Origin of the sequence: Pedobacter polaris, from assembly GCF_005116505.1 — a bacterium.
Lineage (GTDB): Bacteria > Bacteroidota > Bacteroidia > Sphingobacteriales > Sphingobacteriaceae > Pedobacter > Pedobacter polaris.
Genome location: NZ_SWBR01000001.1, coordinates 115811 through 140673, shown reverse-complemented (window position 1 = coordinate 140673; position 24863 = coordinate 115811). Strand labels below are relative to the sequence as shown.

Here is a 24863-nt window from a genome sequence, read left to right as displayed (position 1 = left end):
ATAGCTCAAATTTCTATATTTAAGCATGTTCTATCTTTACATTCTTTATTCCAAAACCCGTAATAAATATTATGTTGGCTCCACTGGAGATTTATTGGAGAGGATAAAGACGCATAATACAAACCATCCGGGTTTTACTGGCCATACTGGCGATTGGGTTCTGGTTTATAAAGAAATTTTTGATAGAAAAGAAGAAGCATACGCGAGAGAACGTGCAGTTAAAAAGTGGAAAAGCAGGAAATTGATAGAAAAACTAATTAGCTCAGCTGGTTCATAGCATCCCGACATTCGTCGGGAGGGTCGGGGGTTCGAACCCCTCATTTCCCACCAAAAGCCTTAGAGAGATCTAGGGCTTTTTTTATAGTCTGACAAAACTCTCCAGGTTATCCAATTTCTGATAAACAAATTAACTAGTGTTAAAAATACATTACTCATCAAAGTTGTAAAGGGATGAATAAATACTACTATATTTGTATTGGAATTTTCCCACTTCCCTTGTATATCATGAGAATGTTTTTATTAATTGTATTAATTTCGATTAGTACATATTCATTAGCTCAAAATCCATCAGGATGTATTATTGTGTTTCCATATGGAGCTGTAGCTTCATATCCTGGAGTTTACCCAACTGCTTTGGGAATAAATGTGCCTTCTGGGCAGAGTGCTGATATTGTCGGCAAACCTGCGTATAGTAATACAGGGGGAATAGCTGTTTCATATTCTTGCTATAAAAATCCAAATCCAACTAGTACAAGACAGTGTGCGGTCAGAGTTCCGAATGGTGGCAGTTCTTATATTTGGTATGGTGGTGTCTTGGCTCAAAACTTTTACCAATGTCCTATCGACGATTACATCCCTATTTTGATAGTATTTACTGCTATTGTTGGCTGGGTGGTAATTCGAAAAAAATTAACTCTGGCTTAGCAAATGTCGGCACTCGGGAGTTCGAATCCCTCATTCCCCCCCCAAAGCCTTAGAGAAATCTAGGTTTTTTTAGCATGATTTTCAATTAAATATCCAAACTTATTTAAAGATTAATCGTTTAAATATTTATGGATAGTGCACGTAGAAGACGGGTTGTAATTTTAGTCATTTTTATACTCATCGCTATTGTTGTTTTTAAATATTGCAACGTAAGTTAGATGATTATAGTCAACCTCACGGTTGAAGGTGATGGTGGTCAAAGGGCCTTTAGTTTATCTATAATATGCTGAGGTAGCTTTTAGCCAGCGTAAAATGGTTGATAGTTTCTAATTTTCTTAATTAATTTCCAATTTTCTTTTTATTTTAGTCCCATGTTCAAGACTTATGGGATTAGCCTCTGCTTTTTACTTTTTAGCTTCAAATTATTAGCACAACAAAAAAATGTTGCTTATCAACAACAAATTGAAGGCACTAAACTTTCATTTGATATGCAGCCAATTCCTGCTGGAGATTTTTTGATGGGCAGTAAAAATGGAAATCCAAACGAACTTCCAGTACATAAAGTTAAATTAGATGCTTTTTGGATGAGCAAAGTAGAGGTGACTTGGGATTTATTTGAACCATTTCTATACAAAGATTATGAAGTAAATAATAGTACTTCAAAAGTCGCCCAGCAAGTTGATGCTGTAACTCGCCCTACAAAGCCCTATTTAGATATGACTTTTGGAATGGGAAAACAAAACTATCCAGCAATTGCAATGACACAGTACAATGCTATACAGTTTTGTAAATGGCTATATGCTCGTACTGGCATTTTTTATCGTTTGCCAACAGAAGCAGAATGGGAATATGCATGTAGAGCGGGGAGTAATGCGGATTATACTTTTGGTAATGATGCAAATAAATTAAGCGAATATGCTTGGTTTAAAACTAATAGTAGTAAAAAAACACAAGAAGTTGGTCTAAAAAAACCAAATGCTTGGGGATTATATGACATGCACGGGAATGTTGCAGAATGGACTTATGATCAATATACAACAGATTTTTATGCAAAGTCTATAGATGCTAAAAACCCTGTAGCAATTGCAGATAAATTATACCCATTGGTAATTAGAGGAGGTTCTTATGAAGACGATGCAAGAGGAGTTCGCTCTGCAGCAAGAATGGCATCAGAACCAGCTTGGAAGCAAATAGATCCGCAAATTCCTAAAAGTAATTGGTGGTTTCCAGAAGCTCCATTTATAGGAATACGATTAGTGAGACCTGCTATACAACCAACAAAAACAGAAATAGAGGCATATTATAACAAAGCGCCAATTAAAGATTTTTAAGATAAACTAACCAAAAACCAAAAACCTAAGACTATGACAAATGAAAACAAAACGCAAAAAGAGCGTAGAGAATTTCTAAAAGCTTCTGCCCTTGTTGCGGGAGGTGTGATGATGAGTGGATATTCATGGGCAGGAATGCATTCTTCAGTTGATGATACCATAAAAATTGCACTAATTGGTTGTGGAGATAGGGGAACAGGAGCTGCTTTTCAGGCATTGAATACTAAATTTAACATTAAATTAGTGGCAATGGCCGATGCTTTTCAAGATCGTTTAGATGCTAGCTACAAGTTAATAGCTGAAAGATTTAAAGATAAGGTTGATGTACCAAAGGAACGTCAATTTGTTGGTTTTGATGCTTATCAAAAGGCAATTGCCTTGGCTGATGTAGTTTTGTTGGTAACTCCTCCAGGGTTTAGGCCAATGCATTTCGAAGAAGCAGTAAAACAGGGTAAACATATCTTTATGGAAAAACCAGTTGCTGTAGATTCTCCTGGAATACGTAAAGTTTTAGCAGCAGCAGAATTAGCCAAACAGAAAAAATTAAATGTTGTTGTCGGCTTACAACGTAGATATCAAACAAACTATAGAGAAACATTAAAAAGAATACAAGACGGAGCAATTGGTGATGTGGTTTCTGGCCAAGTTTATTGGAATAGTGGTGGTGTTTGGGTTAAACCACGTACTGCTAACCAAACAGAAATGGAATACCAGATGCGTAACTGGTACTATTTCAATTGGCTATGTGGCGATCATATTGTAGAGCAACACGTTCATAATATTGATATTGCCAATTGGGTAAAAAATGCATACCCAGTATCGGTTCAGGGTACCGGAAGTAGGGCTTGGAGAACTGGTAAAAATTATGGAGAAATTTACGATAACCATGCTGTAGAACTTAAATATGCTGATGGCTCTGTAATTTATAGCCAATGTCGCCATTTTGAAGGAACAAGCAACAGGGTTGATGAAAGCTTTCAAGGTACAAAAGGTAAGGTTTATCTTTCTGCAAACAATTCGGGTATTTTATGGGATCACCAAGGAAAAGAAATTTTTAGTCATAATACCAAAGGGAATGCTAATCCATACCAAACTGAACATGATGAATTGTTTGACGCAATTTCAAAAAGAGAATATAAGTTTTGGGATGCTGAACGTGCAGCTAAAAGTTGTTTTACAGCTATTATTGGTAGGTATGCAACGTACTCTGGCGGAATTATCAAATGGGATGAAGCACTTAAAGCAGAAAATAACTTGTTCCCAGAAAAACTTGCTTGGGATGCAATGCCGAAATCACTGCCGGATGAAAATGGACTTTATACTGTAGCAATGCCAGGTAAAACTAAAGTGCTTTAATGGCATTAGGGTTAAAGTATCCAGCACTTTTATTGTCTCTATTTTTAATTTGCTTTGGTGAAAAACCAACCTTACAAGAATTTAAAATAAGTGGTCAGGCGCAAGGAACTACTTATGCTGTAAATTATTTTGCAGAAAAAGAGGTTGTAACAAAAGCTCAGGTTGATAGTATTTTTGAGGTTATTGATTTGTCAATGTCTTTATACAAAAAAAACTCAACCATAATAAAATTTAATACAATGAGTGCAGGGAGGATAAAAGTTAATCCTCACATGAAAACTGTATTGGAGAAATCTTTTCAAATTAATGTAGCTACTGATGGTCTTTTTGATGTAACTATTCAACCATTAATGCGGCTATGGGGCCTTTTTGCAGATGAAATTGATAGTCAGCCGGATACATCTAAAATTAAAGCATTGTTAAATAGTACAATCGGCGTGGATAAAATTAAGCTTAAAGGGAACTTTTTAAGTAAGAAAAACAACCATGTAGAAATTGATTTGAATGGAATTGCACAAGGATACACAGTTGATGTTATTGCCGATTTTTTAGAATCAAAAGCTATTAAAAGCTATGTTGTAGAGGTTGGTGGAGAAATTAGAGCAAAGGGACCAAAACCAGATGGAAGCTTAATTAGAGTTGGTGTAGAGCGTCCGCCAGTTAATGATTTTGAAGATGCAGGTTTAAGCCATGTGGTATCTTTTGTTGAAGGATCAATTACTACCTCTGGTAATTATAGAAAATATATTGTTTTTGGAGGGAAAAAATACGGACATATCATCAATCCTAAAACAGGGTATCCGATAAATAATGAAATTATAAGTGTAACTGTATTTGCAAAAAAAGCGATTGATGCTGATGGTTATGATAATGCATTAATGTTAATGCCAGTTGAAAAGGCACTGAAATTTGTTGAAACAAAGAAAGGTATTGATGCTTATATTATCTATAAAAAACCAGATGGGAAAGTTGCTGATACTTTAACGGCTGGTTTTAAGAAATTGATTTTGAATTAATTATATAATTTCAATGCTTTTATACATATTTACTATTAATTAAATAGTAAGGACTGGATTACAAAAAATGTTATTAATTGTTAATTTTCTATGCTATCGGTTTTCTATTCTCTATTTTTAAACCATCATGATTTCGATAACAAATGAACATATTGTAGCATCATTCTCAGCTAAAGGCGCTGAATTGCAAAGTATAAAAGGAACCCATAGTGAAACTGAGTTTCTTTGGAGCGGCGATGCACAATTTTGGGGAAAGTTTAGCCCTGTTTTGTTTCCAATTATTGGTGCCTTAAAAGACGAAACTTATATTTTTGAAGGTAAATCATATAAACTTCCAAGACATGGTTTTGCTAGGGATATGGAGTTTAATTTTGAAGAAATTAACGAGCATGAAATCCTTTTTACCTTAACTCATAATGAAGAAACATTAAAAGTTTATCCTTTTGAGTTTAGGCTAAATTTAAGATATAAGATTCATGGATCAAGCTTGTGCTGTACTTATGAAGTTTATAACCCAGCAGAAAAAGATTTATTGTTTTCAGTTGGGGGGCATCCTGCGTTTGCAGCACCTTTAAATAAGCAAGGAGATTATACAGACTATTACTTGCAATTTAATAAGGATGAAGAAATAACTTATCACCATATTTTAGACAATCTTATTTCTGAAAAAACCTCTTCTATTAAATTAGATAAAGGCAAACTTTACCTTAAACATGAAATGTTTTATGAAGATGCTTTGGTTTTCAAAAACTTAAAGAGCGATAGTATTTCTTTACTAAATGATAAGAACTACAATGGGCTAGATTTTAATTTTAAAGATTTCCCTTACTACGGAATTTGGGCAGCGAAAGATGCAGATTTCGTTTGCTTAGAGCCTTGGTGTGGTATTGCAGATGGCACTCATCATAACCAAAATCTCTTAGAAAAAGAAGGTATTAATGTTTTGGCTTCTAATGGAACTTGGGAAAGAACTTGGCAAGTAACATGCTTTTAAAAACGAGTTTATAACATTAAATAATAACTTATATCATACCTCAAGTTAATTTTTCTAAGCTATATTAGCCTTCTAAATTTAAACATACTCGATGGATTCTAGAAGAGATTTCCTGAAGAAAGCAGCGCTATTATCTAGTGTGCTAGGTGCCGCTAATGTAATTCCGATGTCTATACAAAAGGCAATGGCTATTAATGCAGCACCTGGAAGCACTTTTTATGATGCAGAGCACGTTGTTTTTCTAATGCAAGAAAATCGCTCTTTCGACCACATGTTTGGTAAAATGAAAGGCGTTAGAGGGTTTAATGATCCTAGGGCTAAAATATTACCAAATCAAAATAAGGTTTGGTTACAGAGCGATGAAAAAGGTAAAACTTATGCACCTTTTCATGTTGATATTAATAAAACAAAAATTACTTGGCAAGGAGGATTACCACATTCATGGAGTGACCAAGTTGCAGCAAGAAATAAAGGAAAATATGATAAATGGGTCCCTGTAAAATCTCTAATGGCTTTAGGATATTATCAACGAGAAGATATTCCATTTTATTATGCAATGGCAGATGCTTTTACAATTTGCGACCATAATTTTTGTTCATCCTTAACAGGAACAACTCCAAATAGGTTATACTTCTGGACAGGTACTATTCGACCTCAGCAAAATGCAAATTGTGTTGCTGCGGTAAATAATTCTCAAGCAGAATCTCGTGATAATGTGTATGTAGATTGGCAAACTTTTCCAGAATTGTTGGAAGACAATGGGGTTTCTTGGAGAGTTTACCAAAATGAAATATGGACAGCTAATTTACCGGAAGGAGAAGTAGATGATTGGTTGGGAAATTATGGGGACAATCCGCTAGAGTATGTAACAAGACACCATGTTAAACTCTCTGCATACTTCCGTAAAAATGGAGATCAAACAAGCCATCCTGCGCTAACCGCAGAGGAAGTGTTGGAGAAATACAATCAACTCTCACAAAGAGAAAAGAACTTAATTGATAAAGCATTTGCTACAAATATCCAGAATGCAGCTTATTTAGAATTAGCACCATTTACTTTTACAAATGAAGAAGGTAAACAAGAAACACTTAATATTCCCAAAGAAGATATTTTTGAACAGTTTAGAAAAGATGTAGATACAGGTAATTTACCAACTGTTTCTTGGTTGGTTGCGCCTCAGCGTTTTTCAGACCATACAAGTTCACCTCTTTATGGTACTTGGTATGTTTCTGAAGCGATTGATATCTTAACTAAAAATCCAGAAGTTTGGAAAAAGACCATTTTTATATTAACCTACGATGAAAATGATGGATATTTCGATCATTTACCGCCATTTGTAGCCCCTAAGCCAGATGATATTTCTACCGGAAAAACCAGTGATGGTTTAGCCGCTTATGCTGATTATGAGTACAAAAAAGATAGCCCAATTGGTTTAGGTTATCGCGTACCTATGATGGTTGCTTCACCTTGGAGTAAAGGAGGATTTGTAAATTCTGAAATTTTTGACCACACTTCTTCATTGATGTTTTTGGAGAAATTTTTAAGTCATAAAACTGGGAAAATGATTAAGAGTGAAAATATTAGCCCTTGGAGAAGAGCAATCTGTGGTGATTTAACATCCATATTTAGACCATACAATGGAGAGCAATTAACCATTCCAGCAAGGCTGAAAAAAAATAGTGTAATTACAGAAATCCAAAATGCTAAAAGTAAACCCGCACAAGTAACACCTAGTCCATTAACTCAAGTAGAAATTGATAAGATTAACACTAAGCATTCATTTGAAAAAGAAGCTTCAGAATTTGCAGCATTGCAAGAAAAGGGAACAAGACCTGCTTGCGCTATTCCTTATCAATTGTTGGTAGATTCGCTTATAAATGTTGATAATATAGAATTAGATTTTACAGCGCTTAAAACACCTTTCGGTCAGAAAATAGAAAATAGTGGGGCACCATTTAATGTTTATACGCCAAGTGTATATCAAAAAGAAGCTGGCAAAACTTGGGCGTATGCTGTTGCTAAAGGCGAATGGCTACGTGATAGTTGGAAAATTGCAGATTTTGAAAATGGAATTTATAATCTTATTGTTAATGGCCCAAATGGCTTTTTTCGACAATTTAAAGGCGACAAAAAAGATCCTCTTTTAAGTTTGGATTGTACTTATGAACAGAGTGGAGTAATTAAAAAGACAACCGGAAACATTCAGCTTTTGTTAGAAAGTTTAGAAATGGAAACTTTGCAAATCCAGATTATAGATGATGTGTATAAAGTGAATACTAAAACAATAACAATACCTGCAAACAGTAAAAAAACAGTAACCTTAAACTTGCAAAAAAGTAAAGGATGGTATGATTTTAAGATACAAGTAAAAGGGAAGTCTAACTTTTTTAAACATTATGCAGGGCATGTAGAAACTGGAGAAGAGTCGATAACCGACCCCTATATGGGAGGGGTTCTTTAAATAAGAAGTAAAGGAATTATTTTATAAATGCAATCTACAATAAGATCTATTCAAGAAAAAGATGATGCCGAAATTGGTCAACTGATTAAAACTGTTTTGGCAGAATTTAAAGCCAATAAGCCAGGTACAGCTTATTTTGATGAAAGCACAAATCATTTGTCAACTTTGTTTAAAGACCCTAAATCTGCTTATTGGGTGATAGAAGAAGAGGGTAAAATTATTGGTGGAGGTGGGATTTACCCGACTTTAGGTTTGCCTGAGGATACTTGTGAGTTGGTTAAACTCTATCTTTACCCGGCTGCTAGAGGAAAAGGTTTTGGGAAGGATTTAATAAATAAGTGTCTCGAAAAAGCTAGAGAATTAGGGTATCAAAATATCTATTTGGAATCCATGCCTGAGTTAAATCAAGCAGTAAGTTTGTATGAGAAATTAGGTTTTGAAAATCAATGCTCACCTTTAGGTAACTCTGGACATTTTGGTTGTGATATTTGGATGGTGAAGAAGTTATAATTTTTGAATTTATTACCACCAAAGACACCTAGAAAACCAAAGCTATAGTGCTGTATGATCTAGAAATCTTAGGGTATACTTCGGTTTCTTTGGTGGTTAAAAGTTTACCATGAAAGGTTGAAGAGAATAAGGCTTGAGTTTTTTGTCATGAAATCTAGTTACTGAATTAGAGCATATAGATTCCTCCAAAGTCGGAATGACAATTTTTAGTTAATCATTATTCCAACAACAAATCATCATCTTCATCATTTAAGCTCAATTGAATATTATCATTACCCGAAATACCCTCAATAGAACCTCGTATATGGGCAGCATTTAACAATACTTTTTCCAATTGTTTTTCACGGCTTTTCCATAATCTTTCCATCGCATCACGTTCGCGTTGTATAGATAATTTCATACTCATAAAACCTTCACGGATTGCTTTCCATTGCTCAGAGAATTCATTTCCATTTAAATAATCATAAAGCATATGCATTTTATCACCTTTGTTTTCTTGTGATTTAGCGGCGCCAAATAATTTAACAATTCCATCACGCAAGATATAAGAAACAGCCTTAACTTCATCAAAAGAGCAAATCCAAACGCCATCTTTTTCTCCAAAACAATCCATTCCTTTTGGATAACATTGCGTTACAATAACAGCAACATCAACACCCATGCTACGCATATCTTTTTTCAGTTTCTCAATCCATTCCATCGAAAAATCTTTGGTGCGTTTGCTTTCATAAATAATTTTTCCGCATTCTTGTCCAAATTGATTGCGAACATTATGGACACAGTCTGCACCACGAACCCCCTTGCCAACTTCTTCAATAATATCAAAGGGAAAAGTGTTACGCAACAATTCTTCCAAAATTAATTCTTGTACTTCACCTTGCAATTGCATAGAACCTTGCTCAGCTTTACGCTTCATTTCTTCCGCTAATTTCTTTTGGTCGTCTAATTGTTTTTCTAATTCCTTTACCCTGAGCTGGTGTTCAGTTTCTTTTAAATTATTTTTATCTAATTCTTGCTTGCGAACCTGAGCAACCAACTCTTCCCGCTGCTCTTGTAGCTTACGCGAAATGCTTAATTCTAATTCAGCTTCACGGGTTTTTATTTCTTGCTCTTTCTTTAAAAATTCAATTTCTTTAACACGAGCCAACTTTAATTTCTCTTCATTTTCCTTATTGGCATCTTCAGACATTTTTAGCTTGTTTTCAAAATCTGCGCTAATGGTTTTGCGTAAATTTTCTGCCATGGTAGTTTGTAAAGCAGCTTTTTCCTGAGCTAGTTTTTGCTCAAAAGCTAATTCTTGTTGCTTCTTTTGTTGCTCAAAAGCCTCAGCCTTTTTCTGAAATTCTTCCTCTTTTTGCTTGGTAAAAGAAACCATCTTCTCACGTAAATCCTGTTTATATTCTTCTGCCATTACTTCTTCAATAGGGAAAGTATGGTTGCAATTAGGGCATTTAATTTCTGTTGACATGTGATGTGCTTTATTGTTTCCCGAATTTTGGGCGAACTCAAAAATACAGAAATTATGGATAGGATTTTACAGCCAATTGTCTATTTTTGAATGCCAAGCCAAACCAAAATGCTCCGACAAATTCTTAATGCTTACAAAATTTCATTTACAGGTTTAAGTAGAGAAACCTGGTTGTTAAGTTGCGTAATCTTACTTAATCGCTGCGGTTACATGGCGGTACCATTTATGGGCCTGTATGTTACTCAAGCTCTCCATAGGCCAGAATCGGATGCTGGCATAATAATTTCCCTATTTGGTATTGGAGCCATTCTTGGTGCAGCAGCCGGTGGAAAGCTTACCGATATGTTCGGCTTTAGACCTGTTCAAATTTTTTCTTCTGTTATTGGGGGCATACTTTTTCTTGTGTTTTCGCAAATCAGCAATTTTACTTTGCTTTGTGTAATGTCTGTGTTAATTAGCTTTTTTTATGATGCTTTTAGACCAGCAAATTTTACAGCAATTGCAGCATATTCTTCTCCCGGTAAGGAAACAAGGTCGTATTCATTAAACCGCTTAGCAACAAACATTGGTTTTTCGTTTGGCATAACTATGGGTGGACTAATCGCATCAATTAATTACCAACTTTTATTTATTGTAGATGGTGTTGTAAGTATTCTTGTTGGTATTGCAATTTTTTTGCTTTTGCCAGCAGTAAAAGGTTTCAGAAAAGCTGCCATAGAAAAGGCTAAAAATATATTTGTTCGTAAACCTTGGCAAGATACTTTGTTCATCAAATTTGTTTTGTTGACAACCGTTTTTGCCACCTGTTTTTTCTTAATGTTTAGAGTTGTACCAGTATTTTTTAAACAAGAATGGCATATTGATGAAGCTATGATTGGATTGATTTTAGGTGTAAATGGAGCTATCATCGCTCTCTTAGAAATGATCCTTATTAGCAAAATAGAAAATAAAAGATCGCCCAAGTTTTACATTGTAACAGGTGTTTTGATAGTTAGTGTTTCATTCGCATTTTTAATGATTCCAAAATCTCTGCCCATTGTTTTAGCGTTGTTGAGTGTAATTGGCTTCACCTTCGGAGAAATGTTTTCGATGCCTTTCATCAATACATTTGTTATTAAGCGAAGTAATGAATTTAATCGTGGGCAATATGCGGCTGGTTTTTCAATCGCTTGGTCTATTGCGCAAATTACACCCGCAGCTGGGTTTTATTTGGCAGAAAAGTTAGGCTATAATATGCTTTGGGTTTCTAGTGTGGTATTACTCTTGTTCTGTGCTTATGGCTACAGTGCATTAAATTATAATGAAGATAAACCAACAAAAGAAAATCTTGCCTCCGAGTAAAAAAAAGTTTTAGTCAAACAAACAAAATTATTCTTGATTTGTTTATTAGAGATATGAAAAAACGCATACACATTTTAGAAGATGATAGAGACATAGGTTACATCATCGAATTTTTATTGAAAGACGAGGGATATGATTTACAGCTTTCCTCAACATTTAAAGAAATGAAAGAAAAATTAAAGGATTCAATTCCTGATCTTTTCATTTTGGATGTGATGCTACCAGATGGCAACGGGATTGAAATCTGTCATGATTTAAAGAATGATATTTTCACTAAACATATTCCTGTTATTGTAATGTCTGCAAACATTAGAAGCAAACAAATGAGTGAAATGGCTACGCCAGATGACTACATTAGTAAGCCTTTTGATTTGGATGACATTGAAAATAGGATTAAAAAATTGCTCGATAAAAAAGTAGCATAATTTTAATAGAACTTACTATAAAGCATGAATGTGATGGCTTTATAGTAGGTTTTTTTTGCAGCAAATTCTGAATCTCATTCGCGATGGCCGGTATATTCGTTTATTTGGCCCATTATTCAACTCCTTACTCAAACTCTTACCAGTAAGCTTACTCTTGCTGTGAGCTACAGTGGGTATTCTTATTTAATCAGCATTAAAAAAGATACAAACAACTTCAACATACCTCTCTTAAATTTTCTTCTTTTTAGTAATTTGCAACCATGCCAGCAGAAGAGAGTTTATATTATGTTAATCAAGTTTTTGAAAAAACATCGGCTTTGCCTTCAGGAGCAAGAGATACACAATTTGATGATTGTACCTTTAAAAATTGTGATTTTACCGAAACTGATTTCTTTGGTTGCGACTTTGTAAAATGTACTTTTGATAATTGCAACTTAAGCATGGTAAAGTTTGGTCACATTGGCTTTGATAAAGTATTATTTATCAATTGCAAAATGATTGGGGTTGATTTTTCACATACTAAGGATTTTCTTTTCAATGTTGATTTCACGAATTGCATTTTAGATTATGCTACATTTATGAAAAAGAAAAACCGAAAATCGAAGTTCATGAATTGTTCGCTTAAAGGCACAGATTTTACTGAAGCTGATTTAACCTCAACTGTTTTTGAGAAATGCGATTTAAGTACAGCAGTTTTTATGCGTAGCACATTAAGCAGTGTTAATTTTGTCTCTTCCTATAATTTTACAATAGACCCTGAAAAAAACTTAATTCGAAAAGCTAAATTTTCTTCAAGTGGTTTAGCAGGCTTGCTTGAAAATTATGGCATAATTATAGCAGACACAGAATAAAACCATTTATAAACCGTTTTCAATAGCTAAGAATAACACTAAAATTTAACATGAATAAAAATATTTTTAAAAATCTATTTATTGTAGCCTTAGTAGCTGCAATGCCCGTTTTAGGAAATGCACAACGCAAAGCCAACTGGCAAAATCTCGACTTAAAAACTGATTCTACATTTGGCATTAGTACCGAAAAAGCATATAAAGAATTATTAAAAGGTAAAAAATCTACTCCTGTTTTAGTTGCAGTTTTAGATGGAGGCGTAGATTTAAATCACGAAGATTTAAAAAGAATTGTTTGGAGTAACCGTAAAGAAACTGCTGGTAACGGTGTTGACGATGACAAGAATGGATATATTGATGATGTACATGGTTGGAACTTCTTAGGAGGAAAAGATGGAAAATCAATAGAATTCGAAACTTTAGAAATTACACGTTTAGTTCGTAGAGATAACGCTCGGTTTGCAGGTATTACTGCAGCAAATGTTCCACAAAAGGACAAAGCAGCGTATGAGACTTTTGTAAATAATAGAACCGAATTAGAAAAAAGGTTAGGTACTGCTAAAAGCGATTTACAAGGTGTTGCAGGTTTTAAATATGTATTAGAACAAGTAGTTAAAAAAATTGGCAAGCCAAACCCTACAATAGCAGATTTCGAGAACTTTAAGCCACAAGGGCAGCAGGAAGAACGAATGAGAGCAACCATGTTAGATATTTTAAAAGACATGGATTATAAATCATTTTATGAAGACCAAATTTTAGCTGGTTTTAAACAAGCAGACGAACAAGTAAAATACAATCTTAATATAGATTACAATCCAAGAGACATTGTTGGTGATGATGCTAACAATAGTAAGGAACGTTTTTACGGAAATAATGACATTAAAGGTCCAGATGCTTTACATGGTTCACATGTTTCTGGTATTATAGGTGCAGATCGTACCAATAACATTGGGATAAAAGGGGTAGCTGATAATGTATTCATTATTGGTGTGCGTAACACGCCGAATGGAGATGAGAGAGATAAAGATGTTGCAAATGCAATTCGTTATGCTGCAGACAATGGTGCTAAAGTATTAAACATGAGCTTTGGTAAATCATATTCTTGGGACAAGGCAGTAGTTGATGAAGCAGTAAAGTATGCGGTAAGTAAAGATGTATTGTTAATACAAGCAGCAGGAAACGATAACAATAACATTGATGTAGAACCCAATTTCCCTTCTAGAAAATATTTAGATGGAAGTGTTGCCAGCTCATATATTGTAGTTGGTGCATCAGATTATAAAGATGACGAAACTTTAAAAGCTCCATTTTCTAATTATGGTAAAACTTCAGTAGATGTTTTTGCACCTGGTGTTCGTATCAATTCTACAATTCCTGATAATAATAAATATGCAGAAGAAGACGGAACAAGTATGGCTGCCCCTGTTGTAACTGGTTTAGCTGCTTTAATTCGTTCATATTATCCAAAATTAACTGCAGTACAGGTAAAAGAGATTATCTTAAAGTCGGTTGTAAAAATTAACCACAATATAAATACAATGAAAGGGGCTGATACAGTTAGTATTCCTTTTTCTGACCTATGTGTTACTGGTGGTATAGTAAATGCCTACAATGCTTTAAAATTAGCAGCTACATATAAATAAGTAATTTAAATAACCACATAGGCATATAGTATTCAAATTCTATATATCTATGTGGTTAAAATATTAAAAGGCTTCAAGTCCTTGATAAATTTCTGCAAATAGTAACCCGCTACCGCCACCATAGTGCTTAACAATTGGAATTTTCAAGGCGTTTTCAGTTAGGTAATTTCTTAATTGCTCTACTTCATCATTTTCAATGCCAGCACCAATTAATATTAACCCAAAACCCCTTTGTAAACAAATTGCTTTTGCGTCAAGTAAAGAAATGGCAATGGTAGCTAACCATTTTTCATCTCTATCTATTAACCTGGCTATTGTTTCCATTATTGGTTTGTTTGTGCCTACAATTAATATTTCTAATTTCTCCATCCTTATTATAAGTTGTTAAATCACTAATGATAATAAACCAATCAAAATTCCATCGGAACTTCCATTAATAAAAACTCAGCATCGGTAATTGCTTTTACATCAAAATTATCGGTGTCCCAAATTCCAAAACCATCTCTGGTATCTAATAATTGGCCATTCACTTCAACTTGCCCTTTTAAAACAAAAACATAAACACCGTCACCTTTTTTGTTTAAGTTGTATGTTTTAGTAACATCAGCATTAAACTTTCCTAAATTAAACCAAGCATCTTGGTAAATCCAAACACCTGCATCGTCAGCATTAGGGGATAAAATCTGAACAAATTCGTTGCGTTTATCTGCATCATTTAATAAAATCTGATCATAACGCGGAGTTACATTTCTTTTGTTTGGAAATAACCAGATCTGTAAAAACTTAGCCGGATTTTCAGCATCGGCATTATATTCTGAATGGTAAATTCCTGTTCCAGCACTCATCACTTGAATTTCTCCTGCCTTAATGGTTGCTGTATTTCCCATGCTATCTTTATGTTGTAAATTACCTTCTAATGGAATAGAAATAATTTCCATGTTATCATGTGGATGCTCTCCAAAGCCCATTCCTCCAGTTACAATGTCATCATTTAAAACTCTTAAAGCTCCAAAATTAACTCTCTCTGGATTGTAATATCCAGCAAAACTGAAACTTTGATAACTTTTTAACCAGCCATGATCTGCCACTCCTCGAGTGTTGGCTTTATGCAATACTGTTTGTGCCATAAATTTTGTTATTTATTGATACAAAGATAGGCTTGGCCAAAACCCAATTCATTGATGTAGGATAAGAAGTGTTTTTGAAGTCAGAAAAGTCAATAAGACCGAAAGTCCGAGGGTTTTAGCTTAGAAAATAAGAGGAAGTGGTTTTTGGGAAGAATAGCCCCGCTTTTTGCTTTAGTCTTTTCGCTTTCAGCTTCAAGAGCTATCGCTGTCAATCGGGTTTAAAGTTAAAGTCAGTATTTCAAAACCATTCAAATTCTAGTCCTTATTAAATTTAAGAATCATTACTCCAACAATTTTTTATTTGGCTGTACATTTTACTTTATTCCAACTTTTTTGAATAGTTAAAACACCTAACTTAGTAAAATGGTAAATAGAGCAACTTATCAGGCAGCTAAAATTGTTGCATCAAAAATAGAAGCGCATTTTGCTAAACATTTAGCAGATGCCAATGCCAAAGGCGAAATCGATTTGGCACCTCAACCTCCGGCAAGAGTAATTGAAGCTATTTTAGATTCTGCTTTTTGGTCTAGCTTAAGAAAGGAAGAAGGGCACTCGCCTAAAATTTCTATCGCTTTTTTACCCCCAGAGCAAGCTGGTAAACCCTTAATTTTTAACCATACTTTACCTTTAAACCCTAACGTTTTAACAAAATTGGCACCTGGGGTGGAGCGTGGAGGTATTCATATCGGAGTTTGGCACGATGGGTATAATTTACACATTTGGGGAACCACTTTAAATATCCCCAATTATTGTTTTGTAGTGGATGTTTCTGAACCAGGGTTATTGGTCATCAAACACCGTCGTATATATGGTTTTGGGAAATATACTAATGTTGCAGTTTTAAAAGGAGATCAGATAAAAATTGTAGAAGAGAAGAGTGCATCAAGTGCAGATTGCCCTGCTATTTTACTTTCATTGTTAGATTTAACGGCACATTCTTACTGGAATGATGAGGCAAATATTTTAATTCAGCTAGCAGTTTCTATGAGAGCGCATGGAAGAGGGGGTGCTGTGCTGGTTGTTCCAAGTGATACAGAAGAATGGAAACAATCTATTATTCATCCTATAAGTTATGCTTTACAACCAGTTTTTAAAGGTTTGGCAGATTTAGTGAGAAAGGACAAACCAGATTCTAGTGAAATATTTTGGCAAAGTGCTTTAAAAAGAGAGGTTGATCATTTAGCAGGTTTAACTGCAATAGACGGAGCTACCATTGTTACAGATCGCTACGAATTATTAGCATTTGGTGCTAAAACTGGAAGGGCAAATAGTAGTGGCCACATACAAGAAATTTCTTATGCAGAACCAATTGCTGGTGGAGATGCTGTTGTTGTTCATCCGGCTAAAATAGGGGGGACAAGACATTTATCTGCAGCCCAATTTATATTTGACCAAAGAAATGCACAAGCATTGGTAGCTTCACAAGATGGGCATTTTACCGTTTTTAGCTGGTCGCCAACTTTAAACATGGTACAAGCATATCGAATTGATACCTTGTTATTGTAGTAAAATTATAAATAGACAAGTAAGTTTAGACAAAAACTACTGCACCAATAATTGTTAGCATTAATAAAATTGCCATAAAAATGCGGTCAGCCTTTACTTTTTCTTGTAAGGTTAGTGGCTTAGTAATTTTCTCCTCTTTATGCCTAGCATAAGTAAATGGAGTATGTAATTTGATAATCATAGGAAGATATTCTTGGTAGATATAAATTCCTATACAAAACTAAAGCCAATGATTATTAGGTTGTTAAAATGTTGATAACTTTTATTTTTCTTTTTAGAATCGCAGTTTCTGATAAGGGCTTTTAAAGTTGGTTGTACTATTTTTTATTCAATAGCATTTCATTTGTCTGAAATTCAGTACTTTACTCTTTTTCGGAATATTATTTCGCTATTAAGATACTAACCCCTTACTTGACCATCACCCTGAACAACCCATTTGTAGCTGGTTAATTCTTCTAAACCCATGGGGCCACGGGCATGTAGCTTTTGAGTGCTAATGCCAATTTCTGCACCCAAACCAAATTGAGCACCGTCAGTAAAAGCGGTAGAAGCATTCGCATAAACAGCCGCAGCATCTACCTGATTTAAAAATTTTGTAATGCTTATAGCATCTTCAGAAATGATGGCTTCACTGTGTTTAGAACTATAAGCTGCAATATGATCTAATGCCTCATCTAAATCTTGAACTATTTTAACTGCTAGTTTTAAGGCTAAAAATTCTGTACCAAAATGTTCTGGTAAAGCTTTGTGTAGTAGGGCACTAGGATAAGTATTTTTTAAAATTTCATAACTTTTATCATCTGCAAAAAGTTCAACATCTTTTTCTGCTAGGGGGGATAAAAGTGAAGCAACATCATTTAACCTATGTTGATGAATTAAGACACAATCCAATGCATTGCAAACACTAACCCTTCTGGTTTTTGCATTTAAAATAATCGCTTTTCCCTTCTCTATATTTCCACTTTCATCAAAATAGGTATGAACAATGCCAGCACCAGTTTCTATAACAGGAATTTTGCTATTTGCTCTAACATAATTAATTAAGGATTGGCTTCCCCTTGGAATTAACACATCTACAAAACCTATTGCATTTAGTAAAGCTTCAGTTGCTGTGCGCTCTGCTGGTAATAAAGTCAAAACATCACCACTAATCTCATACTTTTCTAATACCTGATGAATAATTTTTGCGATTGCCAAATTAGAAAACTCAGCATCACTCCCTCCTTTTAAAACAGCTACGTTTCCAGTTTTAAAACATAAAGAAAATACATCAACAGTTACATTTGGCCTAGCTTCGTAAATTACACCCACAACACCTAAGGGCACTCTGATTTTTTTGATCTGAAGTTTATTATCAAGCGTTTTATCAGAAAGTACATACCCAAGTGGACTATCTAATTTTGATACATTAACCACATCATTTGCAATATCCTGAATACGCTCTTTAGTAAGTTTTAGCCTGTCATACTTCGGGTCATCAATCGGCATTTTTGCTAAATCTCTTGCGTTTTCCGATAAAAGTTCATTTGTATTGTTAACCAATGCAATTGCTAAATCTGTTAATACCGCATCAATTGTTTCCTTAGCTAAACTTGTTAAGATTCTGCTCGCCTGTTGTGCTTTTTTAAAATATAATGTGTAATCCATTTGTTTAGTTCCTATCCTTCCTTGTTCATTTACCTAACTCAAATTGCTGAGTAAAAATAATCGTAATGCACTAATGCCTTCTGTTTCTTCTGTCCAATTCTTTCTCTGGCTTTATCAGACCCATATTCTGCAATGCCCAACCCAATTAAGTTATTTTCCTCGTCTACAATTTTAATGATATCACCTTTTAAAAAATCAGATTTAATGTCGATTATGCCAACAGGCAATAAGCTAGTTGCCTTACCAGATGTAAGGACTTCCTTTGCACCATTGTTTAATTGAACAATTCCTTTCGCTGTTGCTTCTGAGTGAGCAATCCATTTTTTCTTGCCAGATTTATTTTTCTCTGGAATAAATCGCGTATGGATTAATTTATTATCCAATAAAGTGGTTAACACATCATTTGTTGTTCCATTAGCAATGTGTACAGTGATACCAAGTTTTGCAACTTTTTGTGCCATGGTAGATTTTGTAACCATCCCGCCTCTGCCAAACTGAGATTTGCCTGTACTGATAAAAGATGCCAAATTAGTAACAGATCCCTTAATTTCTTGTATTACTTCAGAACCAGAAACTTTCGGGTCGCCATTGTAAATACCATTAACATTTGATAAAATAATTAAAGCATCTACATTTAACATCGAAGCAATTAAACCAGCCAGCTCATCATTATCTGTAAACATCAATTCGGTAACAGAAACTACATCATTTTCATTTACAACCGGAATAACATCATGCTGAAGCAAAATTTGCAAACAGTTTTTCATGTTTAAATAATGTGCCCTGTCTCTAAAATCTTCTTTGGTAACTAAAACCTGTGCACATTTTATAGCATGCTCAGCAAAGAAATTAGCATAAGTGTTAATTAATTTTACCTGCCCAATAGCTGCTAATAATTGTCTTGTAGTTACTGCATCTTGCTTTTCGGTAACTTGAATTAAACTTCTGCCAGATGCAACAGCACCTGAAGAAACCAAAATAACCTCAATGCCTTCTGCCTTAATAGCTGCTAGCTGATGAACCAAATGTTTAATTCGTTCTTCATCAGGCAATCCATTAGCTTGTGTAATTACATTAGAACCTACTTTAACAACTATTTTTTTATACGGTAAACTCATGCTTATAATTAAAACTCTAATGTACTAATTCTATAGAGTTTATAGATTATTTTCAGCTAAAAATGTCTTCAAAAAATGGATTTTACTACCTAAATATTTTTTATTGTAAATTTTTATAAAAATTATTTAGCTTATAATCAGTATTTTACGTGAAATTATAAAATAATTATAGTACTATGTATTGCATAATACTATATGAAACATATATCTTTGTTTTATGATAGCAGAAAATACGCAAACACAAATGCGAAAAGGCATACTCGAATATTGTGTGCTTTTAATCATATCTAGAGGAGAAATTTATGCCTCAGATATTATCGCCGAATTAAAACAAGCAAAACTCCTGGTAGTAGAAGGAACTTTATATCCTTTACTAACCCGCTTAAAAAATAATGGATTGTTAAGTTACAATTGGGTTGAATCTACTTCTGGCCCGCCACGTAAATATTATGTGCTTACTGAAGATGGCAAACAAATTTTAAAGCAATTAGATCACACTTGGCAAGAATTGGCTTACGCCATTACCACTTCGCAAAATGGTGTACCAAAACAATCAGACTCCCAAAACTAATTTCAGAAAACATGAAGAAGACAATAATTATAAATATAGGCAACTCAATTATTCACATTGAAGAAGATGCTTACGAAATATTAACCGCTTACCTTAACGAGATTAAACATCATTTTACAAAAAATGCTGATGATTTTGAAATTGTAACAGATATAGAAAATCGAATTGCCGAAATGTTTGCTGAAATTTTAGCGGCAGGACAAAAGCAAGTAATCGAAATTACTGATGTACAAAGTGTAATTGCACAAATGGGTCGTGTTCAAGATTTCATGAACGAAGATGAAGAGGAAGCTCCAAAAGCAACTTATTCAACTGCTTATGAAGGCGAGAAAAAATTGTATCGTGATACAGACGAAGGTGTAATTGCAGGAGTTTGTGCAGGTTTGGGCTATTATTTAAACATCGAAACGCGTTGGGTTAGGCTAATTGCTTTTTTATCTATCCTTTTAAGTGGCGCAGGTATTTTGGCTTACATCATTTTATGGGTTGTTATGCCAAGGGCGATTACCAGGTCTGAAAAAATGGCAATGAAAGGTGAGGCTACAAATCTTTATGGTTACAAGAAAAGTTTTGAAGAGGAACTGGCAGCGTTTAATGAAAAAATGAAAGCAGCGAATGAACACTTTCAACCGCTGATGAAGAATTCTGGAAACTTTATAACTGAATTAATTAGAGTTGTTGGCACGTTTATAACGGTTTCGGCAAAGGCAATAATGAAATTTATTGCTGGCGTTTTAATTGTTTGTGGTTTTATAACATTACTTTCTTTGATTATTTGTTTAGCAGGGTTTATTGGTTTTTGGGATGCAGATATGTATCGATTCCCTTTTTCTATTATCAATGAGGGCTTTAGAACAGAAATTTTATTCGGAGCATTTATCACCATATTTATTCCGGTTTTAGCATTGGTGTTGTTTGCTATAAGAGTTGCTTTTAACAAAAAAGCAATTAACAAAACGGTTTCATTTGCATTGTTAATTATTTGGTTGTTAGGTGTTTCATCAACGGTATATTATGCCACTAAAATATCATCTGAATTTCAAGAACACGCAGAATTGGTGCAATCTAATGAGTTAAAAACATATCCAACTTATGTTATAGACGTAGATAAAGGAATGGAATTTAGCAGAGAAGATAGCTTGGCTTATAACATAAAAGAACTTGATTTTGGTAGCCGCGTAATTGTTAACGATGATGATGACCATCCTTTTAGAGTGCCAAGAAATGTAAGGATTGAAATTGAGAAAAGTGAGAATGGAAAAACCTCAATGGTACAGACTTACGAATCGCAAGGTAAAACTTTCCCAATCGCATTGCGTAATGCTCAAAATATAGATTATAAATACACTCAAAAAGATTCATTGTTAACCTTGAGTCCGAGGTTACGACTGAAAAGAGAAAGCGTTTGGAGAAATCAAGAAGTGCATATTTCATTAAAAGTGCCAGTAGGGACGCATTTATTTTTAAATGATAACATTTACAATTACCTACAATTCTACTACTATTCTTGTAATGATGACCATAACGAGAGAGGGAGTTATAGAGAATGGATCATGACAGAAGATGGCTTAAAATGTAAAGCAGAATTAAATCAACCAACAGAGACTAATCCTTAAAATTAGCTTATTGATGAGCTTTAGCCCGGCTCATCAATAAGCCTTAAGAAAGAAATCATGAAAAATAGTATACTTTTAATTACATGCCTTTTGGCATGGGGGACTTCTTTTGCCCAAAAAACCGCCAAAATTGCCGGTAAAATAGTAGATGAAAAAACTGAGGCAGTACCTTATGCACTTGTTAAGCTACTTAGTTTGCCAGATAGTAATATGGTTAAAAACATGCAGGCAAATTTAGATGGTGAGTTTTCATTTGAGCAAGTAAAAACGGGAGATTATATACTTGTTATTAATATGGTTGGGTACAAAAATTATAAAACCCCAAAGTTTACCTTACTAGATGATTTAATAGTGCCGTCTATTAAAATGGAGGGTTTAACCAAAAATTTAAAGGAAGTTTCCATCACTGGGATAAAACCATATATAGAACGAAAGGTTGATAAAACTGTTTTGAATGTAGAAAATAGCATCAACTCATCGGGCAATAGTGCTTTAGAGCTTTTAGAGAAAGCGCCAGGTGTTACAGTTGATAGACAAAACGATCAGATTAAATTGAATAATAAATCGGGTATTACCGTAATGATAGATGGTAAAACGAATTTTTTATCGGGAGCTGATGTAACCACTTTATTGAGCAACATGAGTAGCGATCAAATTTCTACGATAGAATTAATTACCAATCCATCTTCAAAATATGATGCCGCTGGCGCTGCTGGAATTATTAATATTAAATTGAAACGCAATAAAGCTTTTGGCACAAATGGAAACCTATCATTAAATACTGGGCAAGCGGTTATGCCTAATTTCCCTAAAGATATGTACCGTGTTGGTTTGAGTTTAACACTTAATAATAGAATTAATAAGTGGAATGTTTATGGTACAACAGCTTTTAACAGAAAAGTTGGTTTTAATAATATCAATGTATTGCGAAATACATTAACTACTAATTTGGCAAGTTCCTTCAATCAGAATTTTGAGAGACATACAAAAGGAGTTGCTTATATGGGTAAGCTGGGTGCAGATTATTATGTATCTGATAAAACTGTTATTGGTGTAATGGTAGATGCGAATAAGATAAATTCAGCTTTAGATAATGTTAGTCAAACTCATATTAGGGAAATGCAAAACAATGTAGAAACGAATAATGCGGTTAATCAGTTAGCTTTATCAGATTCCCCTGTTGGTAACGTTACCGCTAATTTTAACATCAAGCACGACTTTAATAAAGAAGGGACTAACCTAACTTTTGATGTTGACTATTCTGGCTTTAGTAATGAAAAGAATGATGATTTTAATGCACAATACCTTAACAATGCTGGTAATTTAACTCAAACAACAGCTTTGCGAAATGCTACCGATGCTCAAATTGATGTGTTGGCAGCTAAAACTGATTTTACTTGGGCAATAAATAAAACAGTGAAATTAGAGGCTGGCTTAAAAAGTAGTTATGTAGTTACCCATAATGAGCTCATCTCTGAACAATTTTTGGCTGGAGCTTGGCAAAATGATGCCGGTAAGTCTAACAATTTCATTTACAAAGAAAACATAAATGCAGCTTATACAAGCTATGCAAAAGAATGGAAAAAATGGCAGGTCCAGTTAGGATTAAGGGCAGAATACACACATTCAAACGGTAACTCTGTAACTAGCAATAAAGTGGTTGATAGAAATTACCTTTCATTGTTTCCTACAGTATTTGTAAGTCAAACCCTTAATGAAAATAGTCGTTTTAATTATTCATTTAGTAGAAGGGTAGATAGACCAAATTACCAGCAATTAAATCCATTTGTATTTTATATGGATCCTTATGCATTAGATGAAGGTAATCCATACCTAAAACCTCAATTTACATATAATTTCGAAGTGGGTTATAGTTATAAAGAAGCTTCATTATCATTTAATTACGCTGATACTAGAGATATGATTACTCAAATTAGCCAACAGAATGAGGTTACAAGAATTATTAATGTAATTCGCAAAAATTTAGGAAGAGCGCAAACTTTTTCGGCTAATTTATATTTCCCTGTTAAGGTGGCTAAGTTTTGGAGAATGCAAAATAATGTGAGTGCATTTTTATCCAAATTTAATGATGGTAATTTAGAAGGAGCAAAATACCAAGCCAGTAAAGTGGCCTACAATTTTAACAGTAATCATTCAATTAATTTACCGCAAAATTTTTCGGTAGAACTTGGCTTTTGGTTAAATTCCCCTAGGTTAAACGGGGTTGAAGAGACTACAATTACTCAATATGCAGTAAATGCAGGAATTCAGAAAAGCTTGATGAATAAAAAACTGAAAATAAGGTTAAGTATGGATGATATTTTCTTGACCAACCATTGGGAAGGAAAATTACAATATCAAAATGTAAATTTAAATGTGGTTAATCGATATATGAGTAGAAGAGCAGCCTTTACAGTTAATTATAATTTTGGAAACCAGAATGTTAAATCTGCGAGAAATAGAAATACCGCTACTGATGATATTAAGGGTAGAGCAGGTAGTAATTAAAATGAGTAAGACAAAAAATATTCAATTAGAAAACAAAAAAATGAAAAAAATCTATTTTATAATTGCAATGCTAGCTTTAGGACTAACATTTGGTTGCGAAATTGGAGCCAGTAATCAATCTATTAGTGTTAAAAATACAGAAAACAGCTATACTTTTAAGGCAGAATATCCTAAGCACAAAACCAACGAAGTGGTTACCTACATTGAGGGAAGTTTGGAGCAGGATGATTTTTTTAGCAATGTAGAAGGCATGAAAGACGAAGATGTTACTTTAACAGACAGTACCAAATTCCATATAACAGCTGAGCCTGGTTTCATAAAAATTAACTTTACCAAAAGAGACAATTCAGCAACCTCATACGATAAAATGGTTAAACTATGCCAAGGGATTAAAGAAGCGCTTAAATAAAGTGCTCAATGAAAACCAGTGGGAATGTAACTCAAGTAAGCCTT

General features: G+C 34.1%; 23 protein-coding genes. 17 read left to right on the top strand and 6 right to left on the bottom strand.

What is annotated here, in order from left to right:
* The first annotated feature begins 25 nt into the window (after window positions 1-25).
* From FA048_RS00645 to FA048_RS00610, 8 genes are all read left to right on the top strand, one after another.
* Window positions 26-277 carry a GIY-YIG nuclease family protein gene (locus FA048_RS00645; protein ID WP_136838073.1) on the top strand — a complete coding sequence of 84 codons (252 nt, stop codon included), beginning with the start codon at window positions 26-28 and terminating at the stop codon, window positions 275-277.
* 173 nt (window positions 278-450) lie between these two features.
* The gene (locus FA048_RS00640; protein WP_136838072.1) at window positions 451-924 is read left to right on the top strand and encodes a hypothetical protein; all 474 of its coding nucleotides are present in this window, start codon (window positions 451-453) and stop codon (window positions 922-924) included.
* 371 nt (window positions 925-1295) lie between these two features.
* Window positions 1296-2255, top strand: a complete 960-nt coding sequence (locus tag FA048_RS00635) for a formylglycine-generating enzyme family protein (RefSeq protein WP_136838071.1) — start codon at window positions 1296-1298, stop codon at window positions 2253-2255.
* 33 nt (window positions 2256-2288) lie between these two features.
* Complete coding sequence (locus FA048_RS00630) at window positions 2289-3611, top strand: Gfo/Idh/MocA family protein (RefSeq protein ID WP_136838070.1); 1323 nt, start codon at window positions 2289-2291, stop codon at window positions 3609-3611.
* The gene (locus FA048_RS00625; protein WP_136838069.1) at window positions 3611-4627 is read left to right on the top strand and encodes an FAD:protein FMN transferase; all 1017 of its coding nucleotides are present in this window, start codon (window positions 3611-3613) and stop codon (window positions 4625-4627) included. Before FA048_RS00630 ends, FA048_RS00625 begins: the two co-directional genes overlap by 1 nt.
* 127 nt (window positions 4628-4754) lie before the next feature.
* A complete protein-coding gene (locus tag FA048_RS00620; protein ID WP_136838068.1) occupies window positions 4755-5621 on the top strand; it encodes an aldose 1-epimerase family protein in 867 nt (288 codons plus the stop codon).
* Between the two features lie 91 nt (window positions 5622-5712).
* The gene (locus tag FA048_RS00615; RefSeq protein ID WP_136838067.1) at window positions 5713-8082 is read left to right on the top strand and encodes a phosphocholine-specific phospholipase C; all 2370 of its coding nucleotides are present in this window, start codon (window positions 5713-5715) and stop codon (window positions 8080-8082) included.
* A gap of 27 nt (window positions 8083-8109) precedes the next feature.
* A complete protein-coding gene (locus FA048_RS00610; protein ID WP_136838066.1) occupies window positions 8110-8592 on the top strand; it encodes a GNAT family N-acetyltransferase in 483 nt (160 codons plus the stop codon).
* Window positions 8593-8809: 217 nt separating this feature from the next.
* On the opposite strand, the gene FA048_RS00605 is transcribed toward FA048_RS00610, so the two are convergent.
* Window positions 8810-10060, bottom strand: coding sequence for a DUF2130 domain-containing protein (locus FA048_RS00605; RefSeq protein WP_169306790.1), 1251 nt, complete (start codon window positions 10058-10060; stop codon window positions 8810-8812).
* A gap of 108 nt (window positions 10061-10168) precedes the next feature.
* On the opposite strand from FA048_RS00605, the gene FA048_RS00600 reads away from it, so the two are divergent.
* The 4 genes from FA048_RS00600 (at window position 10169) to FA048_RS00585 (ending at window position 14317) form a co-directional block, all read left to right on the top strand.
* Window positions 10169-11401, top strand: a complete 1233-nt coding sequence (locus FA048_RS00600; RefSeq protein WP_136838065.1) for an MFS transporter — start codon at window positions 10169-10171, stop codon at window positions 11399-11401.
* Between the two features lie 53 nt (window positions 11402-11454).
* Window positions 11455-11826, top strand: a complete 372-nt coding sequence (locus FA048_RS00595; RefSeq protein ID WP_136838064.1) for a response regulator transcription factor — start codon at window positions 11455-11457, stop codon at window positions 11824-11826.
* Between the two features lie 260 nt (window positions 11827-12086).
* On the top strand, window positions 12087-12677 hold the full coding sequence (locus tag FA048_RS00590; protein WP_136838063.1) for a pentapeptide repeat-containing protein: 591 nt from the start codon (window positions 12087-12089) through the stop codon (window positions 12675-12677).
* A 50-nt stretch (window positions 12678-12727) separates the two neighbouring features.
* Window positions 12728-14317 carry a S8 family peptidase gene (locus FA048_RS00585; protein ID WP_136838062.1) on the top strand — a complete coding sequence of 530 codons (1590 nt, stop codon included), beginning with the start codon at window positions 12728-12730 and terminating at the stop codon, window positions 14315-14317.
* Window positions 14318-14380: 63 nt separating this feature from the next.
* Here FA048_RS00585 and FA048_RS00580 read toward each other — a convergent pair whose 3' ends face one another.
* Entirely contained in the window at window positions 14381-14686 is a 306-nt protein-coding gene (locus FA048_RS00580; protein WP_136838061.1) for a hypothetical protein, read from the bottom strand.
* A 41-nt stretch (window positions 14687-14727) separates the two neighbouring features.
* A complete protein-coding gene (locus FA048_RS00575; protein WP_136838060.1) occupies window positions 14728-15444 on the bottom strand; it encodes a pirin family protein in 717 nt (238 codons plus the stop codon).
* 363 nt (window positions 15445-15807) lie between these two features.
* On the opposite strand from FA048_RS00575, the gene FA048_RS00570 reads away from it, so the two are divergent.
* Window positions 15808-16950 carry a putative sensor domain DACNV-containing protein gene (locus FA048_RS00570; RefSeq protein ID WP_136838059.1) on the top strand — a complete coding sequence of 381 codons (1143 nt, stop codon included), beginning with the start codon at window positions 15808-15810 and terminating at the stop codon, window positions 16948-16950.
* A gap of 25 nt (window positions 16951-16975) precedes the next feature.
* On the opposite strand, the gene FA048_RS19655 is transcribed toward FA048_RS00570, so the two are convergent.
* From FA048_RS19655 to proB, 3 genes are all read right to left on the bottom strand, one after another.
* Window positions 16976-17131 carry a hypothetical protein gene (locus FA048_RS19655; protein WP_169306789.1) on the bottom strand — a complete coding sequence of 52 codons (156 nt, stop codon included), beginning with the start codon at window positions 17129-17131 and terminating at the stop codon, window positions 16976-16978.
* A 218-nt stretch (window positions 17132-17349) separates the two neighbouring features.
* Window positions 17350-18597, bottom strand: a complete 1248-nt coding sequence (locus FA048_RS00565) for a glutamate-5-semialdehyde dehydrogenase (protein WP_136838058.1) — start codon at window positions 18595-18597, stop codon at window positions 17350-17352.
* A 38-nt stretch (window positions 18598-18635) separates the two neighbouring features.
* Window positions 18636-19715, bottom strand: coding sequence for a glutamate 5-kinase (proB, locus tag FA048_RS00560; protein WP_136838057.1), 1080 nt, complete (start codon window positions 19713-19715; stop codon window positions 18636-18638).
* 217 nt (window positions 19716-19932) lie between these two features.
* Between proB and FA048_RS00555 the strand changes: the two genes are divergently transcribed.
* The 4 genes from FA048_RS00555 to FA048_RS00540 are packed head-to-tail and all read left to right on the top strand — an operon-like array spanning window position 19933 to window position 24819.
* Window positions 19933-20286, top strand: a complete 354-nt coding sequence (locus tag FA048_RS00555; RefSeq protein ID WP_136838056.1) for a PadR family transcriptional regulator — start codon at window positions 19933-19935, stop codon at window positions 20284-20286.
* Window positions 20287-20297: 11 nt separating this feature from the next.
* Window positions 20298-21902, top strand: coding sequence for a PspC domain-containing protein (locus FA048_RS00550; protein ID WP_136838055.1), 1605 nt, complete (start codon window positions 20298-20300; stop codon window positions 21900-21902).
* A 57-nt stretch (window positions 21903-21959) separates the two neighbouring features.
* A complete protein-coding gene (locus FA048_RS00545; RefSeq protein WP_136838054.1) occupies window positions 21960-24410 on the top strand; it encodes an outer membrane beta-barrel family protein in 2451 nt (816 codons plus the stop codon).
* 40 nt (window positions 24411-24450) lie between these two features.
* Window positions 24451-24819 carry a hypothetical protein gene (locus tag FA048_RS00540; RefSeq protein WP_136838053.1) on the top strand — a complete coding sequence of 123 codons (369 nt, stop codon included), beginning with the start codon at window positions 24451-24453 and terminating at the stop codon, window positions 24817-24819.
* Window positions 24820-24863 lie beyond the last annotated feature (44 nt).

Excerpts from the sequence above, each read along its gene's own strand:
- FA048_RS00645 (WP_136838073.1), top strand. The coding sequence starts at position 26 with ATGTTCTATCTTTACATTCTTTATTCCAAAACCCGTAATAAATATTAT.
- FA048_RS00640 (WP_136838072.1), top strand. The coding sequence starts at position 451 with ATGAATAAATACTACTATATTTGTATTGGAATTTTCCCACTTCCCTTG.
- FA048_RS00635 (WP_136838071.1), top strand. The coding sequence starts at position 1,296 with ATGTTCAAGACTTATGGGATTAGCCTCTGCTTTTTACTTTTTAGCTTC.
- FA048_RS00630 (WP_136838070.1), top strand. The coding sequence starts at position 2,289 with ATGACAAATGAAAACAAAACGCAAAAAGAGCGTAGAGAATTTCTAAAA.
- FA048_RS00625 (WP_136838069.1), top strand. The coding sequence starts at position 3,611 with ATGGCATTAGGGTTAAAGTATCCAGCACTTTTATTGTCTCTATTTTTA.
- FA048_RS00620 (WP_136838068.1), top strand. The coding sequence starts at position 4,755 with ATGATTTCGATAACAAATGAACATATTGTAGCATCATTCTCAGCTAAA.
- FA048_RS00615 (WP_136838067.1), top strand. The coding sequence starts at position 5,713 with ATGGATTCTAGAAGAGATTTCCTGAAGAAAGCAGCGCTATTATCTAGT.
- FA048_RS00610 (WP_136838066.1), top strand. The coding sequence starts at position 8,110 with ATGCAATCTACAATAAGATCTATTCAAGAAAAAGATGATGCCGAAATT.
- FA048_RS00605 (WP_169306790.1), bottom strand. The coding sequence starts at position 10,060 with ATGTCAACAGAAATTAAATGCCCTAATTGCAACCATACTTTCCCTATT.
- FA048_RS00600 (WP_136838065.1), top strand. The coding sequence starts at position 10,169 with ATGCTCCGACAAATTCTTAATGCTTACAAAATTTCATTTACAGGTTTA.
- FA048_RS00595 (WP_136838064.1), top strand. The coding sequence starts at position 11,455 with ATGAAAAAACGCATACACATTTTAGAAGATGATAGAGACATAGGTTAC.
- FA048_RS00590 (WP_136838063.1), top strand. The coding sequence starts at position 12,087 with ATGCCAGCAGAAGAGAGTTTATATTATGTTAATCAAGTTTTTGAAAAA.
- FA048_RS00585 (WP_136838062.1), top strand. The coding sequence starts at position 12,728 with ATGAATAAAAATATTTTTAAAAATCTATTTATTGTAGCCTTAGTAGCT.
- FA048_RS00580 (WP_136838061.1), bottom strand. The coding sequence starts at position 14,686 with ATGGAGAAATTAGAAATATTAATTGTAGGCACAAACAAACCAATAATG.
- FA048_RS00575 (WP_136838060.1), bottom strand. The coding sequence starts at position 15,444 with ATGGCACAAACAGTATTGCATAAAGCCAACACTCGAGGAGTGGCAGAT.
- FA048_RS00570 (WP_136838059.1), top strand. The coding sequence starts at position 15,808 with ATGGTAAATAGAGCAACTTATCAGGCAGCTAAAATTGTTGCATCAAAA.
- FA048_RS19655 (WP_169306789.1), bottom strand. The coding sequence starts at position 17,131 with ATGATTATCAAATTACATACTCCATTTACTTATGCTAGGCATAAAGAG.
- FA048_RS00565 (WP_136838058.1), bottom strand. The coding sequence starts at position 18,597 with ATGGATTACACATTATATTTTAAAAAAGCACAACAGGCGAGCAGAATC.
- proB (WP_136838057.1), bottom strand. The coding sequence starts at position 19,715 with ATGAGTTTACCGTATAAAAAAATAGTTGTTAAAGTAGGTTCTAATGTA.
- FA048_RS00555 (WP_136838056.1), top strand. The coding sequence starts at position 19,933 with ATGATAGCAGAAAATACGCAAACACAAATGCGAAAAGGCATACTCGAA.
- FA048_RS00550 (WP_136838055.1), top strand. The coding sequence starts at position 20,298 with ATGAAGAAGACAATAATTATAAATATAGGCAACTCAATTATTCACATT.
- FA048_RS00545 (WP_136838054.1), top strand. The coding sequence starts at position 21,960 with ATGAAAAATAGTATACTTTTAATTACATGCCTTTTGGCATGGGGGACT.
- FA048_RS00540 (WP_136838053.1), top strand. The coding sequence starts at position 24,451 with ATGAAAAAAATCTATTTTATAATTGCAATGCTAGCTTTAGGACTAACA.